Consider the following 19331-nt stretch of genomic DNA (forward strand, 5'->3'; position numbering starts at 1 on the left):
AGTCGACTCGAGAGAAGGACCCGCGATGACCGCTGGACCCAGTCTGGACCCTGCCCGCTTCTTGCACGAGCACCTGGCCACCGCCAGCCCCGATCTGCTGCGTGAGCTGCTCGGCGTCTTCATCGACACTCTGATGGGTGCTGAGGCGGACGCGATCTGCGGCGCCGAGTACGGTGCCCGCAGCACCGAGCGGGTCAACACCCGCAACGGCTACCGGCATCGGGACTTCGACACCCGGGTCGGCACGATCGACGTGGCGATCCCCAAGCTGCGCGCCGGGACCTACTTCCCGGACTGGCTGCTGGAGCGCCGACGCCGGGCCGAGGCGGCCCTGACCTCGGTGGTCGCGACCTGCTACCTCCTGGGCGTCTCGACCCGGCGGATGGACAAGTTGGTCGAGTCCCTCGGGATCACCCGGCTGAGCAAGTCGCAGGTCTCACGCATGGCCGCCGACCTCGACGAGCAGGTCGCCGCGTTCCGCACCCGCCCACTGGACGCCGGCCCCTACACGTTCGTTGCCGCCGACGCCCTGAGCGTGAAGGTCCGTGAGGGCGGACGCGTCGTCAACATCGCGGTCATGGTCGCCACCGGTGTCAACAACGACGGGCACCGGGAGATCCTCGGCATCGACGTCTCGACCGCCGAGGACGGCGCCGGGTGGCTGGCGTTCTTCCGGGACCTGACCGCCCGGGGCCTGACCGGCGTGAAGCTGGTGACCTCCGACGCGCACTCCGGGCTGGTCGCCGCGATCGGTGCGACCCTGCCCGGGGCGACCTGGCAGCGGTGCCGCACCCACTACGCCGCGAACCTCATGAGCACCTGCCCTAAGAGCTCCTGGCCGTGGGTCAAGACCATGCTGCACTCCGTCTACGACCAGCCCGACACCGACGCGGTACACGCCCAGTTCGACCGGCTCCTGGACGCCGTCGCCGACAAGCTCCCGGCCGTCGCGGACCACCTCGAGGCCGCCCGGGCCGACGTCCTGGCGTTCACGTCCTTCCCCAAGGAGGTCTGGCGCCAGATCTGGTCCAACAACCCCAACGAGAGGCTGAACAGGGAGATCCGCCGGCGCACCGACGTCGTGGGAATCTTCCCCGACCGCACCTCGATCATCCGCCTGCTCGGCGCCGTCCTGGCCGAGCAGCACGACGAATGGGCCGAGGGACGCCGCTACCTCGCACTGGACGTCCTTGGCCGCGCCCGCCTGACCGCCGTCCCCGACCCGCAGGAGGTCACCCCGCCCCAACTCCCGGCGCTCAGCGCCTAACCAATGAAGGTCACGCGGCAGCCGTCACACACCACGACCGGGGACTTGACCTCGCCTCCGCGGGCACCGACACCACAGGCGACGTGGCCAGCGCTGCGCGCGCCGATGCAGTCAGGGCGCTGGTGTCCACGGCCGGCACATGCGTGCCGCTGTCGGCCGACGCCGGAGCGGCCAGCATCGAGACGACAAGGCCGGACGAGGCGGCCGCCACGGCGGTGCGGCGGCCGGTCGCCACCGCCCTGTCGGCGACCACGCAAGCGGCCATCGACACCGGTGTCGTCGGGCGCCCGGGCGCGCGATGACGTGCGCGAGTGTGACCTGCAGGCATGCGGAGCCCTCCTACCGCCTGCGGGGTGAGCTGTCGGGTTCGGGCCGGAGCAGCCCGGCCGGTCGATGAGCGACCGGCTTCACCCCAAGGACACCGCCACGGTGCCCGGAAGAACGTGGTTCCCCCACTCCTGCCATCGCGCTGAAGCTCTGGACCTTCGACGGTGGCAGGACTCGGCGTCCGCGTCTGGCCACTCCGGACCACGTCGGGAGCGCCCCGATACTAGGCACGCCATCGACCGCACGTCACTGTGGCGCCGCCTAAGCGTGCTCGGCCCGCGAAAGCCCCTCGGGCTCGGGGCGCCAGAGCCGACCATGAGCGTGGCGCGCACCGGGAGTCCCCGCCACGCTCGGGACCGCGATCACCCGTGGTCGTGCGACCCCTCGTGTCCCTCTTCGGCGCCCGCGTCCGCCTCGGCGTAGTCCGGGACGGCGACCTCGGCGAGCGTGGGCGACGCCGCGGGAATGGACAGCGCGCTGAACGAGATGCCGTTCGGCTTGTCCCCCACCGGCACCGTCGCCACGATCTCCTTCGTCCTCAGATCAACCACGGAGACGGTGTCGTCGTACATGTTGGTGACCCACGCCATGGCCCCCGTCGGGTCCATGACCACCCCATGGGGACCTGCGCCCGTCTCGATGCTCGCAACCACGGTCATCTCGGAGGGATCGATCACCGACAGCGTGCGCCCCGGTGCCGTCTCGGTGCCCTGGTCGGCCGAGAGCAACGTCGTGCCGTCCTCGGACAGGTACAGCTGCACAGGCGCACTCGGGACCGCGACCGTAGCCACGACCTTCAACCCGTCGAGGTCGACCTTCGCCACGGCGTTCTCGCCGGCGAGGCTCACGTAGGCGAACTCGCCGTCGCCGTCCACCGCTACCTGAACCGGAGACGAGCCCACCGGGATGCTGGCGCGGACCGACAACGTCGCAGCGTCCACCACGTCCACGCCGCCTGCGGCCGTGTTGGCGACGACCAGCGTCGTCCCGTCAGCCGTTGCGCGAAGTCCATGGGGTCCATTGCTCAGCCTCACCGATCCGAGCGATGCCAGGTCTGATGTCTGGTAGGCGGTGAGCGTGCCGTCGCCGGCGTTGGTCACGTACGCCCTCTGCCCGTCCGCGCTCACCACGACGTGTGCTGGACCCGCGCCAGTGGCTTGCGTGCCGACGAGTTCCAACGTCGCGGCGTCGAGGGCGACCACGGCGTTCCGGTGGCCGCTCACCGCCCAGACCGTCGCACCATCCGGGCTGGCCTGGACGTTGTGCGGACTGTCGACACCGTCGACCGTCGCTACCACGCGGCTCGTCGCGACGTCGATGGCACTCAGGCTGCCGCCCTCCTCGTTGGCAACCCAGATCGTCCCCTCCACGGGCGAGCCCACCGGAGGTGCACCGTCCTTGATCGCCGCAGCGTCCTCCGAGGCCGAGGGACCCTCGGATGAGCTGCACCCGATCAGGACCGTTGCACTGGTCAAGGCGATGACTCCAGCGAGAGCACGCCGGCGGATGTGGTGCTTCATCAGTTCTCCTCACGTGCGCGAGCAGGTCTGCCCGCCCCGAGGAAGAACATCGTCGTGAAGCACTGTAGGCATCACAGTCATCCCATGAAGTTCCGTTGAAGAAGAGCCCCGGGGATAGGCCAGGGCTCGGAGCTCTCCCCGCTCGTGTCAGGTCAGTGCGACCGCAACTTGCTACCGCGTTCGAACTCTTTCGAAGGCGGCGAGCGCCTCGTCCTGCGCCTCGGGAAGCGTGTGGAGGTACCGCTGCGTCGTCTTATCTGCGCGTGCCCCATGCGCTCCATGACCGACTTGAGGTCGGCGCCGCCCGCGAGCAGCCAGGACGCGTGCGCATGTCGTAGGTCGTGCATGCGCACAGCGAAGTCGACCCCAGAGCGCTCGACCGCAGGCCTCCAGTGCCGTGTGTTGAACGTCGCGCGCGAGAGCGGCTGGCCTCCGGCGGTCTCACGCGACGGGAAGAGCAGATCGTCACGAGCCAGGCCGAGCTCGGCGATGCGCACCGCGAGAACGTCGAGCAGGCCTTGCGACACGCGAAGCGTCCGGGGCTCGTCGTCCTTCGGGTAGGGCTTGACGATGAGGCGCTCGCCGGTGGGGGAGTCCTTGCGCGAGACCTCGACGATGGTCTCCTCGACGGTGATCGTTCGGCGGAGGAAGTCGACGTGCCGCGGTCGGAGAGCGACGAGCTCGCCCCATCGGAGCCCGGTCTCGATCGCCGTCATGACCAAGGGTTTGAACCTCGGCGGAACCTCCGCCAGGACGGCGGAGTACTCCTCAGGTGTCAGGGTCCGAGCCTTCTTGGTCACCACCTTCGGCAGCTCCGTGCTCTCGCACGGGTTGAAGGCGATGAGCCGGTCCCGGACCGCGCGGGCGAAGATCGAGTGCAGTAGCACGTGGTACTTGGCGATCGATCGGGGGGACAGGCCCTGGTCGAGCGCAGACCGGACCCACGTCTGCACGTTCGACGCGGTGATCTGCGCCAGCCGCATCTCGCCGAAGAACGGGATGAAGTGCCGACGCAGGTAGGAGCGATACGCCGCGAGCGTCGACACCTCGAGGTGGCGTGACGGCAGCCAGACGTCCTCGGCATACGTCCGGAACGTCACCCGGCCCGCACGGCGATCGATCCACGTCCCGTCGGTGATCTTGTCCTCGGCCCGCATCGCTGCACGCTCCGCCTCTCGGCGGGAGTCGAACGTGCCGGCGGAGCGCAGGTGCCCGTGGGTGTCGCGGTAGACAGCCGTGTACCGCCGTCCGCGTTGCCTGGACCGCTCGACGACCCAGCCCATCGAGCCTCCTCTGGTGAGCAGTTGGTCAGCAGCCGCACCCGTACGAGCCCGTACGCGGCCGGACGCCGACGGACAGCAATATGGCGCCTAACCTGCGAAGATGTCGCTATCGACGCTAGCCGTGCGCACCGCATTGGGCAAGGTTGCGTCGCTCATAACCCAGAGGTCGCAGGTTCAAATCCTGCCCCCGCTACACAGTGACGAGGCCCGGACCGGACGGTCCGGGCCTTCGTCGTCCCCGAGCCGCACCAGCAGTCGGACGAGCGGTCCGCCGTCCACCCGGCGTGCCCCTCGACCTCCCGGCGCCGCGTAGCCTCCTCGGATGCGGTGGGACGTGCGGCACCTGACCCGGCGGGCCAGGGGAGGACCGCCGCGGGTCCCCGTCGCCGCGCGGCCGCCCGCCGCGGGTCTCGACACCGCCACGGTGCACGGCGTCCTCGAGCTGGCGGTGCGGACCGGGGAGGCGATGCTCTCGCTCGGCGCCGCGGCCGCGGACGTCACGGCGGCGATCCACCGGCTGGTCGCGGCGTTCGGCCTCGTCGGGACGCAGGTCGACCTGACCTTCACCTCGATCACGGTCAGCAACGACCTGGCCGGGACGGGCACGTCGGTGACCGTCATGCGCGTGGCCGGGACGCGCACGGCCGACTACGACCGGCTCGCGCGGGTCCTGGACCTCGCGGCCGACCTGTCGGGGCGGCGCGTGCCGACGGCGGAGGCCGCGGCCGTGGTCGACGCCGCCCACCTCGCGCTCGACGAGGTGCTGGCCGCGCCGGCGCCGTACCGGCCGACGGTCGTCACCCTCGTCCTGTCGGTCATGGCGGCGGGGGTGTCGGTGCTGCTGGGCGGCGGGGCGTGGGTGGCGCTCCTCGCGGGCGGGACCACGGCGGTGATCGACCGGACGATGCGGGTGCTCGCGCGCTGGGGGCTGCCACCCTTCTTCCTGCAGGTCGTGGGCGCGGCCGTGGCCACCGCCGTCGCCGTGCTGCTCCTCGTGCTCGTGCCGCTCCTGCCCGTCGAGCTGGCCACCCTGCCGCCCTCGCTCGTCGTCGCGTCGGGGATCGTCGTGCTCCTGGCGGGGCTCTCGCTCGTCGGGGCGGCCGAGGACGCGATCGGCGGGTTCCCCGTGACCGCCAGCGGGCGGGTGTTCGAGGTGGTGCTGCTGACGCTCGGGATCGTCGTCGGCATCGGCGGCGTGCTCGACGTGGCGCGCCGGGTCGGGGTGCGGCTGGAGGTCGTGGACGAGTTCACGGGTGCGGCGCCGGTGGGGGTGCAGGCCGCCGCCGCCGCCGTGGTGGCCGGGGCGTGGGCGCTCTCGTCGTACGCGCGTCCCCGGGCCGCCGCCGTCGCCGCGGCGGCCGGTGGCGCCGCCTGGCTGCTCTTCACCGTCCTGCGCGCCCTGGAGGTGGGCCCCGGCGTCGCGAGCGCGGGCGCGGCCCTCGCCGTCGGCTTCGCCTCCGAGTCGCTCGCCCCGCGCCTGCGCGTCCCGGCGCTGGTGACCGCCACCTGCGCGATCGTGCCGCTCCTGCCGGGGCTGGCGATCTACCGCGGCCTGTTCCTCGTCGTCGACGACGGCAGCAGCCTGCTGGCCGGGGCCGAGGTGCTGCTCGAAGCGGCCACGGTCGGGCTCGGTCTCGCGGCCGGCGTCACCCTGGGGGAGATCCTGGCCGCGCCGGTCCACCGCCGCGCGCGCTCCCGGCGGCACCCGGACCGGGCTGGCCGGGTCCTCACCTCCTGACCCGGCCCGGCGCCGCACGTGTCCGCGGACGCGTGCGGCCGCGGGCGCCTCAGTCCGTCGTGCGGCCCGTCAGGCGGTCGCGCAGCCGGTCGACGAGACCGACGCCGGCGCCGAGCGTCTTGTGGAAGAGCTCGGAGTGCGGCGCGGTCGGGTGCGGGCGCGTGGGCGCCAGGCGCTTGGCGGTCTCGACCTTGCCGGCCAGCTCCACGAGGGTCGCCGCGGGCACGTGCGCCCGCAGGCGGGGGAACTGGTCCGCCTCCTCCTCCGCGATGTGCTCGGTGAGGTCGGCCTGCAGCTCGCGCACGAGGGCGAGGAACTCCGCCTCGTCGGTGTCGGTGCGCTCGAGCCGCTTCATGATCCGCACGATCTCCTCGTGCTCGGCCTTGTCCTCCTCCACCTCCTGCTCGCCGCCGGGCAGGTGCTCGGCGATGGCGGGGTAGACGTACATCTCCTCGGCGACGGCGTGCCGCATCACCTCGGCGATCACGGTGTCGGTGAGGTCGCGCCGGAGCGCGGGGTCGGTCGTGCCCTCGATGCGCCCCAGGAGCTCGAGGAACTCGCGGTGGTCGGCGGTGAGCACGTCGACGACGTCGGGGGCGGCCTGGGTGTCGGTCACGGAGACTCCTCGGGACGGCGCCGCCGACGCGTCGGACGGGCACCTCATCGGGGCCGGCGCCCTGCACGCCGGACCCGACCAGCGTCCGTCACCTCGTCCGGCGCCACCACCGGCCGCCGGGCAGTGTCAGGACAGAGTCAGGACTGGGTCAGGACAGGGTCAGGACAGGGAGCCCGCCAGCTGCGTGGCGCGGTCGGCCAGGTCCGCCCGCGCCCCCGGCGTCACCGTGCTCGGGCCGGTCGGCTGCTGCAGCCGCTCGACGAACCGCGTCAGCTCGCGCCCCGCCTGCTCGGTGCGGCCGCGGTCGAGCCAGCGCTGGGCCTGCGCGAGGTGCAGGTCCGTCAGGTAGGCCACCGGCCCGGCCACCTCGCCGGCGGCGCGGTACCCCGCCAGCGCCTCCTGCACCTCGGCGACCGTGCCCGTCGGGGCGGCCACGTCGACGGCCAGCAGCGTCGTCGTGCCCGACACCTCGTTGGCGACGGCCAGCACGGGCGTGCCGGTGGGCGACTCGTACGACGGGATGAACGTCAGGCCCTCGGGGCCGAGGTCGCCGGCGCGGGCGAGGCTCTCCTCGCCGTCGTCCTCCACCGACACGGAGAAGTCCCGGTCGTTGACGTACGTGACGAAGGCGGACCGCTCGGGCTCGGTGACGTCGAGGACCGCGATCCCGCCCACCCGCTCGAAGCCGACGAAGGCGTACGTGCGTCCGCCGACCGTGCCCACGGCGACCCCCTCGGGCTCGGGACCCTTGGCGTCGCTGCGGTCGTCGAACGCGGTGCCCGCGTGCCCGGAGTTGAAGTACCCGGGCAGGGCTTGCGCCGTGAGCTGCTCGAACGCGTCCCCGGAGTCGAAGACGAGCGTGCCGTCGGTGTCCCAGACGGAGAACGAGCGGGTGCCGAACGCGTGCAGCGTCTCGTAGCACGAGCCGTCCGCCCGCAGCCCGCTCGCGGTCGTGACCGTGAGGCGGCCGAGGTCGTCGTCCGCCGTGCGACCTGCCAGCGGCGAGTCCGCGCAGACCGGCGCGAGCCCGTCCTCACCGAGGTCCTTCACGCGGGTCTCCTCGACGTAGTCGCCCCACTCGCGGGCGTCGCCCTCGTTCGCCGTGACGAGGTACGTCCGGCCCGCGCGGGACCACGAGGCGATCGCGTCGGGCATGGGCAGCCCCCGCAGCCCCTCGACGGTGCGGATGGCGACGGCCCCGTCCCGGTCGGAGGTGTCCAGCCCGTTGCCCGGCAGGCCGTGGTCCTTCGACCCGAGGGGCAGGACGCGCGTGACGGTGGCGCTGGTGAGGTCCACCACCGCGATCGCGTTCGCCTCCTGCAGCGTCACGTACGCCGTCGAGCCGACGATCGTGGCGTACTCCGGCTCGAGGTTCGCGGAGACGGGGTGGGCCGCGTCGACCGTCGGGCCGAAGACCCGCACGCCGGCCGGGAGCGCCCCCGGCGCCTCGTAGGCGTGGAAGTCGGCCGTGCGGACCGCGGACTGCGGGACCGTGCCGGGTCGTGCGGGCACCCGGTCGGGCAGGGCGACGACGGAGACGGAGCCCTCGGGGTCCACCGTGTAGTCGTCGGACGGCTCGCCCTCGTTCGCGACGACCGCGGTCCGACCCTCCGCGTCGAGCGCCACCATGTCCGGCAGCGCGCCGACCCGGACGGCCCCGAGCACGCGCGGGGTCGCCGCCGCGGCGTCGAACAGCACGAGCCAGCCCGGGTCCGTCTTCACGTCCGACTCGACCGCGACGACCCCGAGCCCGTCGGCGCGCACGGCGACGGAGTTCGCCACGGCACCGGCCGGGACGACGGAGCCGTCCACCGCCGCCGTACCCGCCGTGACCAGGTCGGCGACCTTCGCCGGCGACGAGGCGTCGGACGCGTCGAGCACCTCGACCCGCCCCGCCTGCGCGTTGACGACGAACAGCCGCCGGGTGCCCGCGTGGTACGCGACGATCTCGGCGGCGGACTCGTCGAACACGCCCGTCGCGTAGGTGCCGACCGGACGCAGGCCGATCGCGGCGTCGTCGGCGGAGAGGACCACGGGCGCGACCGTTCCGGCACCTTCCGTGCCGGCACCGGCCGTCGCGGTGCCGGTCCCGACGCAGCCGAGCACGAGCCCCGTCCCGACCACCCCCACGGCGAGGCGGCTGCTGCGGGTGCGGGGGCGTGCGGGCATGGTCGTCCTCCGGGTCGGGACGGCGCGCGGGCGCGGCGCCGGGCGGTGCGCACGCTAGGGGCGGCCGGTGACGTCCCGTGGTCGTCGGGACGACCACGACGGGACGGGCGGCCGACCGCGGAATGAACGACGGCGGCCTCCGGGCCGGTCGGCGGCGCGGCGGGATGCTGGGAGAATCGTCCCGGGACGGCCGGTCGGCCGGCCGGGGACCGGCTGGAGGAACGGCGTGGACGCTGCTGCGCGAGGCACGGGGGACGTGGACCAGGACGCGCAGGCGGCGCGCACCGCCGTCGCCGACGCCCGCCGCACGGAGTCCGCCCGCCGCCTGCTGGCCGCCGCGACGTCCCGCGGCGACGCGGCGCTGCAGGTGGTGGCCGCGCTCGCGGCCCGGCTGCTGCGGGCGCCGTCCGCCGAGGTCTGCCTGCTCACCGACGAGCGGGTCGTCGTCGGCGCCGTCGGCCCCGGCCCCGGGCCCGCCGGCACGCGGACGTCGCTGGAGGCCGCGCTGTGCACGCGCGTCGTCGCGCGCGGCGAGGAGCTCGTGGTCACCGACGCCGTGCACGACCCGCGGACCGCGGACGCGGAGGCCGTCCGCGCCGGCGGCCTCGTCGCGTACGTCGCCGTGCCGCTCGTCGGTGACGCGGGGCACGCGGTCGGCGCCGTGTGCGTGCACGGCCCGGAGCCCCGCGTCTGGACCGGGGCGGAGGTCGAGGCGCTCCGCGAGCTCGCCGCCGCCGCGGCGGGGCAGTGCGAGGTGGCGCGGCTCGACCACCAGTACGCCGACGCCGAGCGCAGCGACCTGCTGGCCACCGCTGCGGAGGCGGCGGGTCTGGGCACCTTCCGCTGGGACCTGCGCGACGGGTCGTTGCACTGGGACGCCGCGCTGCTCGAGGCCTTCGGGTACGACGAGCAGTCCTTCGGCGGCACGATCGACGCGTTCGACGCGCGCCTGCACCCGGCCGACCTGCCGCCGGTGCGGGTCGCGCTCAGCGAGGCCATCGCCGCGTGCGGCGTGTACGAGGCCGAGTTCCGCGTGGTGCGGCCCGACGGCACGACGCGGTGGATCAGCGCGCGCGGTCGCGCGCTGCCCGGGCCGGGGGGCGAGGCCGAGCAGGTCGTCGGCGTCACCACCGACACCACGGCGCTGCGCGTGGGCGAGGAGCGCGTCCGCGAGATCCTCGAGGGGATGTCGGTCGGGTACTTCCGGCTGGACGCGGACTGGCGCTTCTCCTACGTCAACACCGCCGCCGAGCGGATCCTCGGGGCACCCCGGGACCGGCTGCTCGGAGAGGTCGTGTGGGAGGCGTTCCCCGCGGCCGTCGGCTCGACGTTCGAGTCGAGCTACCGCGGCGTGGCGGCGACGGGGGAGCCGGCCGTCTTCGACGCCTACTACCCCGCGCCGCTCGACGCGTGGTTCGAGGTGCGCGCGGTGCCCGAGGACGGCGGCGTCGCCGCGTACTTCACCGACGTGACGGCCCGGCGGCGCGCCCTGGAGGCGACGGAGCGCGCGCAGCGGCGCTCGGCGCTGCTCGCCGGCGTGGCGGGCGTGCTCGCCGAGACGCTCGACCCCGTCGCCGCGCTCGAGGCCGTCGTCGGCGTGCTCGTGCCGGAGCTGGCGGACCTCGCGGTCGCCAGCCTCCTCGACGACGGGCACGGCCCCTGGGAGCACCGGCTGCGCGACGTCGCGGGGCGGGACGCCGACCCGGCCCGCGGCGACGACCTCGAGCAGTACCTGCGGCTGCGGGTCCCGGCCCTCACCCGGACGTCCCCGGTCGCGCGCGCGCTGAGCACGGGGCGGCCCGTGACGGTCGTGCAGGCGGGGGAGCAGGCCGCCGGCGACCTGCTCGACGCCGGCCCGGCGCACGAGCTCCTGCAGCGGCTCGCCCCGCACGCCACCGTCGTGCTGCCCGTGCGCGGCCGCGGCCACACGCGCGGACTCCTGACGCTCGTCAACCGCGCGGAGCGGGGGACCTTCTCGCCCGACGACCTCGGCACGCTCGCCGACGTCGTCTCGCAGGTGGGCCTCGCGCTGGACAACGCGCACCTCAACGCGACCCGGCGCACCCTCGTCGAGGAGCTGCAGCGCAGCCTGCTGACGGCCCTGCCCGAGCCGGACCACCTGCACCTCGTCGCCCGGTACGTGCCCGCCACGCGCGGCGCGCAGATCGGCGGCGACTGGTACGACGCCTTCCTCGTCCGGGACGGCAGCACGTGCCTGGTCATCGGGGACGTGGCCGGGCACGACCTGCGGGCCGCCGTGGCGATGGCGCAGGTGCGCAACGTGCTGCGCGGTGGTGCGCACGCCGTCGTCGAGCCGCCCGCGATCATCCTCGGCTCGCTCGACCTGGCGATGCACGACCTCGCCATCGGGTCCCTCACCACCGCGGTGCTCGCCAAGGTCGAGCAGACGCCCGAGCTCGCGGCGGCCGGGCGCCGGCGCCTGCGGTGGTCCAACGCCGGGCACCTGCCACCCCTGCTCGTGCACCCCGACGGCCGCGCGGAGCTGCTGGCGCGGCCGTCGGACATCCTGCTCGGGCTGGTGACCGGCGCGGACCGGCACGACCACGTCGCGGAGCTCCACCCCGGCTCGCTGCTCCTGCTCTACACCGACGGTCTCGTCGAGCGGCGGGGAGAGGGGCTCACGCAGGGCCTCGAGCGCCTGCGCACCACCGCGGAGGGGCTCGCCGGCCTGCCGACGGGCGAGTTCTGCGACCGGCTCATCGCCGCGCTCGCCCCGGACGCGCAGGACGACGTCGCGCTCCTGGCGGTGCGCCTGCACCCCGAGGACCAGGAGCGCCCGGCGGAGGCCGGGCCGCGGGTGCTCCCGGCGGACCTGCGCGCGGAGGGGTGACGCCGGCGGGACCGACGGGCACGTCGGCACCGGTCATGGGATGATCCGAGGCGGCAGGGACGTTGTCCTGCCAGGCGCACACCCCGCGCCACCGTTTCGCGACCACCACCGTGGTCGGCACGACCGAAGGACGTGACCCGCGTGATCCTCGACCTGCACCAGTCCCTCCACCACCAGCGCCAGCAGGAGGCGGCCGAGCGTCGTCGCCGGGCGCTGGCGCTGCGCGAGCAGCGCTCGCGGACCGCCGCCTCGTCGGCGGCCGCCCCGCGTCGCGCCCGCTGAGCGTCGGCCCCGCACGCCGACCTCACGACCAGCAGGCCCGGACCCCCTGGGGGTCCGGGCCTCCGTCGTCCCCGGCGCCTCGTGGCGGCGGTCGTGCCGCACCGCGGGCCGGGGGAGCCGGTCAGCAGGTGGACAGCAGCATCGGCACCAGGAGGGTGCCGAGGTCGTACAGCGGCTCGGTGCCACCCGTGAGGTCACGGCCGGTCACGCCCAGGGTGACGCGCCGCTCGCCGTCCGGCGACGACAGGGCGAGGGACAGGGTGCCGAAGGACGCGCCGTCGTGGCCGTACAGGTAGGCCGGCTCCGCGCCCGGGGCCACGCAGGGGTCCGGCACGCGGTACACGCCGAGCCCGTACTCGAGGACCTCGTCGCTGCGCGGCGTCGTCATGTCCGCGACGGTCGCGGGGTCGACGAGACGGCCGGACAGGAGCGCGGCCGTGAACGACGACAGGTCTCTCGTCGTGCTCGTCACCGCACCGGCCGCGCCGAACACGTCCGGGTCGAATCCGGTCAGCGACCTCCAGCCCAGGCCCTGCGTGCCGGTCCACGCCGCGTCGGACAGGAACGGGCCGCGGTGCTGCGGCTCGTCGGGGAAGGCGCTGTGCCGCATGCCGGCGGGGCGGAAGACGCCCTCCCGCAGCAGGTCGCCCAGGTCCCGCCCGGTCGTCCGCTCGAGCAGCATGCCGAGCACCACGTAGCCGGCGTTGCTGTAGGAGAAGGCGGTGCCGGGCTCGGCGACCCACGGGGTGGCCAGCGCCGCGGCGACGTGGTCGGCGTCGGTGTAGTCCTGCCCCATCGCCGCGAAGAGCTGCTCGAGCGAGGTGAGGTCGCTCATCCGGGCGGCGAGGAGGGCGTCCGTGCCGGTCGGCATGCCGGACCGATGGCTGAGCAGGTGCTCGACCGTCACCTCGGGGTGCCCGGGCAGCAGCCCGGGGAGGACGTCCTCGACGCGCGTGCCGAGCGACAGGGCGCCGCGCTCCACCTGCTGCAGGACGAGCGTGGCGATCATCGGCTTCGTGTTGCTCGCGACGCGGAAGCGGTCCGTGTCGTGAGCGGGGGCGCGGCCCCCGAGCTCACGGGTGCCCGCGGCGTCGGACCACGTCCCGTCCGGCGTGTCCACGCGCGCGGTCACGGCCACCGCCCCGCCGGCGACGAGCGCGTCGACGGCGGCACCCAGCGCGGCGGCGTCGTCGCCGGGTCCGGCGGGTGACGTCGGGGAGGCGGGACCGGCGGGACCGGCGGCGCGGGACGCGGACGGCGCGGCGGGTGCGGCGACAGCGGCCTGCGCCGCACGAGCGGCCTCGAGCACGGCGCGCGCCGTGGCGGTGGGGTCCTCGGTGCCCGGCCCCGGCGCCGCGGCCACGGCGGGTGCGGCCCCGAGCGGGACGGCCAGCGGCAGGGCGAGCGCGCCGGCGACGAGGCCGCGCACGAGCGGGCGGCGACGGGCGGGACGGGCGGGACGGGCGGTGGCGGACGACATCGGTGCCTCCTCGGATCGGGTGCCACGTGCCCCCAGCCTGCGAGGACGGGCGCGGCGTCCGCATCGGCCGCCCGACGGAGATCGGCCCGCCGGACCCGCGCCGGCGTCTCCGACCGCGGACGGAGGCCGGTGGCCCTACCCTGACGACCTGGCGCACGCCACCAGGCGGCCGGACCGGCCGCCGCGGCGCCTGACGAGGGGGACGGATGGCCGGCGGACTCGCGGCGCTCCTGGACGACATCGCCGCGCTCGCCAAGCTGGCGGCGGCCTCGGTCGACGACGTGGGTGCGGCCGCGGGCCGGGCCAGCGCGAAGGCGGCGGGCGTCGTCATCGACGACACGGCCGTCACGCCGCGCTACGTCAGCGGCTTCACGCCGGACCGCGAGCTGCCCATCATCCGGCGCATCGCGCTGGGGTCGCTGCGCAACAAGCTGCTGTTCATCCTCCCGGCCGCCCTGGTGCTCAGCCAGTTCGTGCCGTGGCTGCTCACGCCGATCCTCATGCTCGGCGGCACGTACCTCGCCTTCGAGGGCGCGGAGAAGGTCTGGGAGCTCGTCAGCGGGCACGCGGAGGAGCACACGACGACCCCGGCTGCGGCGCAGGACGCGCCCACCGAGAAGACGATGGTGTCCGGCGCCATCCGCACGGACTTCATTCTCTCGGCGGAGATCATGGTCATCGCGCTCGACGAGGTGACCGACGAGCCCCTCGTGTCGCGGGCGCTCATCCTCGTCGTGGTGGCCCTGGCCATCACGATCCTGGTCTACGGCGTCGTGGCGCTCATCGTGAAGATGGACGACATCGGCCTGCGCCTGGCGCGCACCGGCAACGGCGCGACGGCCGCGACCGGGCGGTTCCTCGTCGCGGCGATGCCGAAGGTGCTCTCCGTCCTGTCCAGCGTCGGCATCGTCGCCATGCTGTGGGTCGGCGGGCACATCCTCCTGGTCGGGGTCGACGAGCTCGGGTGGCACGGGCTGTACGACCTCGTGCACCACGCCGAGGAGGCCGTCGCCGGCGTGCCGGGCGTGGGTGGCTTCCTGGCCTGGCTCGTCGACACGCTGGCCTCGGCGCTGGTGGGGCTCGTCGTCGGCGCGGTCGTCGTCGCCGTCATCCACCTGCTGCCGCGCCGCCGCGAGGCCGCCGCGCACTGAGCCCGACGGGCACGGAGTCCGCCGGGCGCGGAGTCCGCCGGGCGCGGAGTCCGCCGGGCGCGGAGTCCGCCGGGCGCGGAGACCGCCGGGCGCGGAGTCCGCCGGGCGCGGAGTCCGCCGGGCGCTCGCCGTCGTCCGGTCAGCGCGACCGGCGCCCCCGCCACCACCAGCCGAGGGCGGTGCCGAGCAGCAGGGTCGCCACCGGGGTGAGGGCTGTGCCGAGCCACAGGCGCCAGGGACGCGGGGAGAACACCGCCTCGGAGAGCGGCGCGTACGCCGTCCAGCCGAACGAGGCCGCGTAGGTGGGCCGGCAGAGCAGCCAGAGCCCGAGCGCGAGCAGCAGCGCCCCGACGAGCGCCAGGGCGAGCGGTGCGCGGGCGGTGCGTCGTCCTCGTCCGTCCGGCTGGGCGGGTCGGCTGGCAGTCATGGGCGGACGCTGGCGCACGTAGCCTGACCGCGTCAAGGAGCGCGCGCTGCCGGTGCCTATGCTCGTCGCCGACCGCCGCCGGGCGACCTGCGCGGACGTGCCGACTCCGCCCCGGCGGACCCCCGAGAGGACCGGACCCACGCTCGAGCACCTGCTCCCGTCCCTGGACGCCTCCACCCTCGTCCTCCTGCTGCTGGCCGCGCTGGCGGCGGGGTGGGTCGACGCCGTCGTCGGCGGGGGCGGGCTGGTGCAGCTGCCGGTGCTGCTGCTGACGCCCGGGGTGTCGCCGGTCCAGGCGCTCGCGACGAACAAGCTCGCCGGCGCGATGGGCACGGCCGTCAGCGCGCTGACCTACTACCGGCGCGTGCAGCCGTCGCTGCGCACGGCGCTGCCCATGGCCGGTGTCGCCGCGCTGGGGGCCGGGCTCGGGGCGCTGTCGGCCACGGCCGTGCCGCCCGGCGTGCTGCAGCCGGTGGTGCTCGTCGCGCTCGTCGTCGTCGGGGTGTACACCGCCGTGCGGCCGGCGCTGGGGGAGACGACCCGGCTGCGGTTCAGCGGGCACCGGCACCTGCTGGCCGCGGCCGGCACGGGCGCCGTCATCGGCTGGTACGACGGCATCGCCGGGCCCGGCACGGGGGCGTTCCTCGTGTTCACGCTCGTCGGGCTGCTGGGCTACGGCTTCCTGGAGGCGAGCGCGACCGCCAAGATCGTCAACCTCGCGACGAACCTCGGCGCACTGCTCGTCTTCGCGCTGCACGGGTCGGTGCTGTGGTGGCTCGGGGCCTCCATGGGCGTCGCCAACCTCGTCGGCGGGTACCTCGGGGCGCGCACCGCCGTGCGCGGCGGCAGCCGGCTCGTGCGGGTCGTGTTCCTCGTGGTGGTCGCCGTGCTCGTCGCCCGGCTCGGGTGGGACGTGCTGTCCGGCTGACGCCGGTCAGGCGCACGCCCTGGTGGGCGAGACCTCGTCGTGATCGCGCTGCTCCGGGAGCACGGCGACCTCCGCGGCGACGGCCTCCGGCGTCACGTCGGCCGACGTCGGCTCGCCGTGGACGGCGACCGGAGGCTCCGACGGGGCAGTGCTCGTCGGGATGCTCGTCGGGATGCTCGCCGAGGTGCTCGTCGAGGTGCTGATCGCGGCGCCCGCCGTCGTGCCCGCCGTCGTGCCGCGCAGCGCGTGCACGGTCGCCGGGACGAGCAGGACGAACGCCGCCAGCCACGCCAGGGGGTTGCCCCACACGACGCCGGGGTACCCGAAGGCGCCCCCGAGCACCACGGCGGCGCCGACCCGGCAGCCGAGCTCGAGCACCCCGGTGACGGTCGGGACCACGGTGTGGCCGAGTCCCTGGAGGGCTCCGCGGAGGACGAAGAGGGCGCCGAGGACCACGTAGCAGGCGCCGTTGACGGCGAGCAGGAACGCCGCCATCCCGACGACCGTCTCCTCGCCCGACCCGACGAACAGCCGCACCAGCGGTGCGCCGCCCAGCACGACGACCAGCCCGATGACGAGGGAGCCGACCACGCCCAGGACGAGGGCCTGCTGCGTGCCCGCGCGGACGCGGTCCGGCCGGCCGGCGCCGTGGTTCTGCGCGACGAACATCGACACGGCCAGGCCGAGCGAGGCGAGCAGCGCGACCGCCAGGTTGTCGACGCGCATGCCGGTGGTCCAGGCCGCCACCGCGTCCGGCCCCAGCTCGTTGAGGCGCACCTGCACGGCCAGGAAGCCGATCGCGATGATGGAGGCCTGGAACCCCATGGGCAGGCCGAGCCGCAGGTGCAGGGCCAGCTCCCCACGGGTCAGCCGCCAGTCCTCGCGGCGCACGTGCAGCGCCGGGACGTGGCGCCGCACGTGCCGCAGGCACAGCGCGACGGAGGCGCCTTGGGCGACGACGGTCGCCAGCGCCGCACCGCCCACGCCCATGCCGAGCACCGGCACCGCGACCACGACGAGCACGATGTTGAGCGCGCAGCTCACCACGAGGTACACGAGCGGGGTGCGGGAGTCGCCGAGCGCGCGCAGCACCGCGGACAGCAGGTTGAACGCCATCGTCGCGCCCGCGCCGAGGAAGCTCACGACGGCGAACGTCGTCGCCTGCGGGACGAGCTCCTCGGGCGTGTGCAGCAGGCGCAGCGCGGGTGCGGCCAGCAGCGGTGCGGCCACCGTGAGCAGGAGGGACACCGCGGCGGTCAGGACCGTGCCGGCGGCCACGGACCGCCGCACCGCCCGCGCGTCGCCGGCGCCGACGGCCTGCGCCGTCGGGATGGCGAAGCCCGTGGTCATGCCCCAGGCGAACCCGATGAGCAGGAAGAGGAAGGAGCCGGTGGCGCCGACGGCGGCGAGCGCCTCGACGCCCAGCACGCGGCCGACGACCACGGCGTCGGCGACCTGGTAGAGCTGCTGGACGACGTTGCCGACGAGCAGGGGGACGGCGAAGAGGAGGATGACACGCCAGGGACGGCCGGCGGTGAGGACCTGGGGCATGACTGAGGGGCTCCGCAGCGGGAGGAGGAGGGATGTGGCGAGAGGTGTGACGGTGGTGGCGGGTCGCGTGCTCGGTCGTGCCGGTCGCTCAAGCACCACTATCGAATCGATACGACCGGGGGGTCGGTCAACTCGAACGACTGTGACCTGTGCCACATCTGTCCCTCGCGGTGCCCGTCGTCGTGACGCCGGTGGCCGTCGTGCCCGCGTCGACCGGGGGCAGCGGTGAGGACGCCGGCCGTCGGCGCGATGCCCGTGCCGGTCGCACCGCGGCTGCGGGACCGGCCGAGCATCCTGCACATGGACGCCGACGCGTTCTTCGCCAGCGTGGAGCAGCTGCAGAAGCCGAGCCTCGCGGGGAAGCCGGTGCTGGTGGGCGGGGTCGGCGGCCGCGGGGTGGTCGCAGCGGCCTCCTACGAGGCGCGTGCCTACGGCGTGCGCTCCGCGATGCCCATGGCCCGCGCGCGCCGGCTCTGCCCGACGGCGGCCGTGCTCGTCCCGCGCTTCGACGCGTACAGCGCGTTCTCCGCTGTGCTCATGGGCGTGCTGCGCGAGCACGCGACCCGGGTGCAGCCGCTGAGCATCGACGAGGCCTTCGCCGACCTCGACGCGGGACCGGTCGAGGGGGAGGACGGAGCCCCCGCCCTCGTGCGGCCGCCGGTGGACCTGCGGGCGACGGCCGAGCACGTGCGCGCCGAGGTGGCCCGCCGGTGCGGGCTCCCGGTGACCATCGGGATGGCGCGCTCGAAGCTCGTGGCGAAGCTGGCCTCCGACGCGGCCAAGCCCGCCGGGCTGCTGGTGGTTCCGCCGGAGGACGAGGACGGCTTCCTCCTGCCGCTGCCGGTGCGGGCGCTGTGGGGGGTCGGGCCGGCGACGGCCGCGGCGCTGGACAGGGTGGGCGTGCGCACCGTCGCCGACCTGCGCGCGCAGCGCCTCGACGTCCTCGTCGAGCTCACCGGGCAGGCGCAGGGGACGCTCCTGCACGCGATGGCGCGCGGGTGGGACGACCGACCGGTGGAGGTCACGCGCGAGGTGAAGTCCGTCGGCGCCGAGCGGACCTTCGCCGCCGACGTCGTGGGCCGCGCGGAGGTCCGGGGCGCGCTGGAACGCGTGCTGCCCGCCGCCCTCGGCCGGCTCCACCGCTCCGGGGCCGCTGCGCGGACGGTCGTGGTCAAGGTCCGGCTCGCCGACTTCACCACGCTCACCCGCTCGACGACGCTGCCCCACCCCACGTCCGACGAGGGGCCGCTGCGGACCGCGGCGCTCGCGGCGCTGGAGGCCGCGGAGGTCGCGGCGCCGGTGCGCCTGCTCGGGGTGAGCTTCCACGGCCTGTCCGAGCACGCCCAGCTCACGCTCGCGCTCGACGAGGAGCCGACGGGCGAGGGGGCCACGACGGGGATGTCGTCGGACGACGAGGAACCGGACGGCGCCGACGAGGCGAGCGCCCCGACCGCCGACGGGCCGGTCCTCGCGACCCCGGACAACACGTCACCGGGCATGGACGTCGAGCACCCCGAGCACGGGCGCGGCTGGGTCGTCGCCGTGCGGCCGCGGCACATCGCCGTCCGCTTCGAGACGGCGGCCACCGGCCGCGGCCCGCAACGCGTGCTGCCCGTGCCCGACGAGCCCCTGTGGCTCGTCGGCGCGCTCGGCCCGGACGGGCAGCCGGCGCAGCAGGCCCGCTGACCAGCACCACTCCGACGAGCGACCCGCCGACCGATCCGTGCCTCCGGTCCTGCGC

Annotated in this window: 15 protein-coding genes and 1 riboswitch; of the genes, 8 read left to right on the forward strand and 7 right to left on the reverse strand. The window is 75.0% G+C overall.

The features are described from left to right. Nucleotides 1-25: 25 nt before the first annotated feature. Nucleotides 26-1267, forward strand: coding sequence for an IS256 family transposase (locus AC2TDM_RS05200; protein ID WP_484635275.1), 1242 nt, complete (start codon nucleotides 26-28; stop codon nucleotides 1265-1267). Between the two features lie 83 nt (nucleotides 1268-1350). Further along, nucleotides 1351-1569 (forward strand): hypothetical protein, encoded by a 219-nt coding sequence (locus AC2TDM_RS05205; RefSeq protein ID WP_484636011.1) that lies wholly within the window; start codon nucleotides 1351-1353, stop codon nucleotides 1567-1569. Between the two features lie 27 nt (nucleotides 1570-1596). Beyond that, a riboswitch (cyclic di-AMP (ydaO/yuaA leader) is annotated at nucleotides 1597-1754 on the reverse strand. A gap of 202 nt (nucleotides 1755-1956) precedes the next feature. Here AC2TDM_RS05205 and AC2TDM_RS05210 read toward each other — a convergent pair. Both AC2TDM_RS05210 and AC2TDM_RS05215 read right to left on the reverse strand, forming a co-directional pair. After that, nucleotides 1957-3114, reverse strand: coding sequence for a YVTN family beta-propeller repeat protein (locus tag AC2TDM_RS05210; RefSeq protein WP_310751861.1), 1158 nt, complete (start codon nucleotides 3112-3114; stop codon nucleotides 1957-1959). Nucleotides 3115-3266: 152 nt separating this feature from the next. Next, complete coding sequence (locus tag AC2TDM_RS05215; protein ID WP_484636012.1) at nucleotides 3267-4397, reverse strand: tyrosine-type recombinase/integrase; 1131 nt, start codon at nucleotides 4395-4397, stop codon at nucleotides 3267-3269. Between the two features lie 322 nt (nucleotides 4398-4719). Here AC2TDM_RS05215 and AC2TDM_RS05220 point away from each other — a divergent pair, with 322 nt between their 5' ends. After that, complete coding sequence (locus tag AC2TDM_RS05220; protein WP_484636013.1) at nucleotides 4720-6135, forward strand: threonine/serine exporter family protein; 1416 nt, start codon at nucleotides 4720-4722, stop codon at nucleotides 6133-6135. Nucleotides 6136-6184: 49 nt separating this feature from the next. Here the strand turns inward: AC2TDM_RS05220 and AC2TDM_RS05225 are convergent, their stop codons facing one another. Both AC2TDM_RS05225 and AC2TDM_RS05230 read right to left on the reverse strand, forming a co-directional pair. Then, nucleotides 6185-6751 (reverse strand): hemerythrin domain-containing protein, encoded by a 567-nt coding sequence (locus AC2TDM_RS05225; protein WP_090035159.1) that lies wholly within the window; start codon nucleotides 6749-6751, stop codon nucleotides 6185-6187. A 159-nt stretch (nucleotides 6752-6910) separates the two neighbouring features. Continuing rightward, complete coding sequence (locus AC2TDM_RS05230; RefSeq protein WP_484636014.1) at nucleotides 6911-8920, reverse strand: choice-of-anchor I family protein; 2010 nt, start codon at nucleotides 8918-8920, stop codon at nucleotides 6911-6913. Nucleotides 8921-9146: 226 nt separating this feature from the next. On the opposite strand from AC2TDM_RS05230, the gene AC2TDM_RS05235 reads away from it, so the two are divergent. Both AC2TDM_RS05235 and AC2TDM_RS05240 read left to right on the forward strand, forming a co-directional pair. After that, a complete protein-coding gene (locus tag AC2TDM_RS05235) occupies nucleotides 9147-11771 on the forward strand; it encodes a SpoIIE family protein phosphatase (protein WP_484636015.1) in 2625 nt (874 codons plus the stop codon). Nucleotides 11772-11903: 132 nt separating this feature from the next. Further along, the gene (locus tag AC2TDM_RS05240; RefSeq protein ID WP_175499615.1) at nucleotides 11904-12053 is read left to right on the forward strand and encodes a hypothetical protein; all 150 of its coding nucleotides are present in this window, start codon (nucleotides 11904-11906) and stop codon (nucleotides 12051-12053) included. Nucleotides 12054-12174: 121 nt separating this feature from the next. On the opposite strand, the gene AC2TDM_RS05245 is transcribed toward AC2TDM_RS05240, so the two are convergent. Further along, nucleotides 12175-13533, reverse strand: coding sequence for a serine hydrolase domain-containing protein (locus AC2TDM_RS05245; RefSeq protein ID WP_090035154.1), 1359 nt, complete (start codon nucleotides 13531-13533; stop codon nucleotides 12175-12177). A 206-nt stretch (nucleotides 13534-13739) separates the two neighbouring features. Between AC2TDM_RS05245 and AC2TDM_RS05250 the strand changes: the two genes are divergently transcribed. Continuing rightward, nucleotides 13740-14684 carry a DUF808 domain-containing protein gene (locus AC2TDM_RS05250; RefSeq protein WP_090035151.1) on the forward strand — a complete coding sequence of 315 codons (945 nt, stop codon included), beginning with the start codon at nucleotides 13740-13742 and terminating at the stop codon, nucleotides 14682-14684. Between the two features lie 139 nt (nucleotides 14685-14823). Here the strand turns inward: AC2TDM_RS05250 and AC2TDM_RS05255 are convergent, their stop codons facing one another. Beyond that, entirely contained in the window at nucleotides 14824-15111 is a 288-nt protein-coding gene (locus tag AC2TDM_RS05255; protein ID WP_090035148.1) for a hypothetical protein, read from the reverse strand. Between the two features lie 151 nt (nucleotides 15112-15262). On the opposite strand from AC2TDM_RS05255, the gene AC2TDM_RS05260 reads away from it, so the two are divergent. Beyond that, on the forward strand, nucleotides 15263-16039 hold the full coding sequence (locus AC2TDM_RS05260) for a sulfite exporter TauE/SafE family protein (RefSeq protein WP_239079067.1): 777 nt from the start codon (nucleotides 15263-15265) through the stop codon (nucleotides 16037-16039). A gap of 6 nt (nucleotides 16040-16045) precedes the next feature. Here AC2TDM_RS05260 and AC2TDM_RS05265 read toward each other — a convergent pair whose 3' ends face one another. Next, complete coding sequence (locus AC2TDM_RS05265) at nucleotides 16046-17590, reverse strand: MATE family efflux transporter (protein WP_484636016.1); 1545 nt, start codon at nucleotides 17588-17590, stop codon at nucleotides 16046-16048. A gap of 249 nt (nucleotides 17591-17839) precedes the next feature. Between AC2TDM_RS05265 and AC2TDM_RS05270 the strand changes: the two genes are divergently transcribed. Further along, a complete protein-coding gene (locus AC2TDM_RS05270) occupies nucleotides 17840-19276 on the forward strand; it encodes a DNA polymerase IV (protein WP_484636388.1) in 1437 nt (478 codons plus the stop codon). Nucleotides 19277-19331 lie beyond the last annotated feature (55 nt).

The sequence above is a fragment of the Cellulomonas sp. plas2 genome (assembly GCF_057221735.1).

Coding starts and splice junctions, on each gene's coding strand:
- AC2TDM_RS05220 (WP_484636013.1), top strand. CDS start 4,720: ATGCGGTGGGACGTGCGGCACCTGACCCGGCGGGCCAGGGGAGGACCG.
- AC2TDM_RS05215 (WP_484636012.1), bottom strand. CDS start 4,397: ATGGGCTGGGTCGTCGAGCGGTCCAGGCAACGCGGACGGCGGTACACG.
- AC2TDM_RS05270 (WP_484636388.1), top strand. CDS start 17,840: ATGCCCGTGCCGGTCGCACCGCGGCTGCGGGACCGGCCGAGCATCCTG.
- AC2TDM_RS05255 (WP_090035148.1), bottom strand. CDS start 15,111: ATGACTGCCAGCCGACCCGCCCAGCCGGACGGACGAGGACGACGCACC.
- AC2TDM_RS05245 (WP_090035154.1), bottom strand. CDS start 13,533: ATGTCGTCCGCCACCGCCCGTCCCGCCCGTCCCGCCCGTCGCCGCCCG.
- AC2TDM_RS05230 (WP_484636014.1), bottom strand. CDS start 8,920: ATGCCCGCACGCCCCCGCACCCGCAGCAGCCGCCTCGCCGTGGGGGTG.
- AC2TDM_RS05265 (WP_484636016.1), bottom strand. CDS start 17,590: ATGCCCCAGGTCCTCACCGCCGGCCGTCCCTGGCGTGTCATCCTCCTC.
- AC2TDM_RS05200 (WP_484635275.1), top strand. CDS start 26: ATGACCGCTGGACCCAGTCTGGACCCTGCCCGCTTCTTGCACGAGCAC.
- AC2TDM_RS05210 (WP_310751861.1), bottom strand. CDS start 3,114: ATGAAGCACCACATCCGCCGGCGTGCTCTCGCTGGAGTCATCGCCTTG.
- AC2TDM_RS05250 (WP_090035151.1), top strand. CDS start 13,740: ATGGCCGGCGGACTCGCGGCGCTCCTGGACGACATCGCCGCGCTCGCC.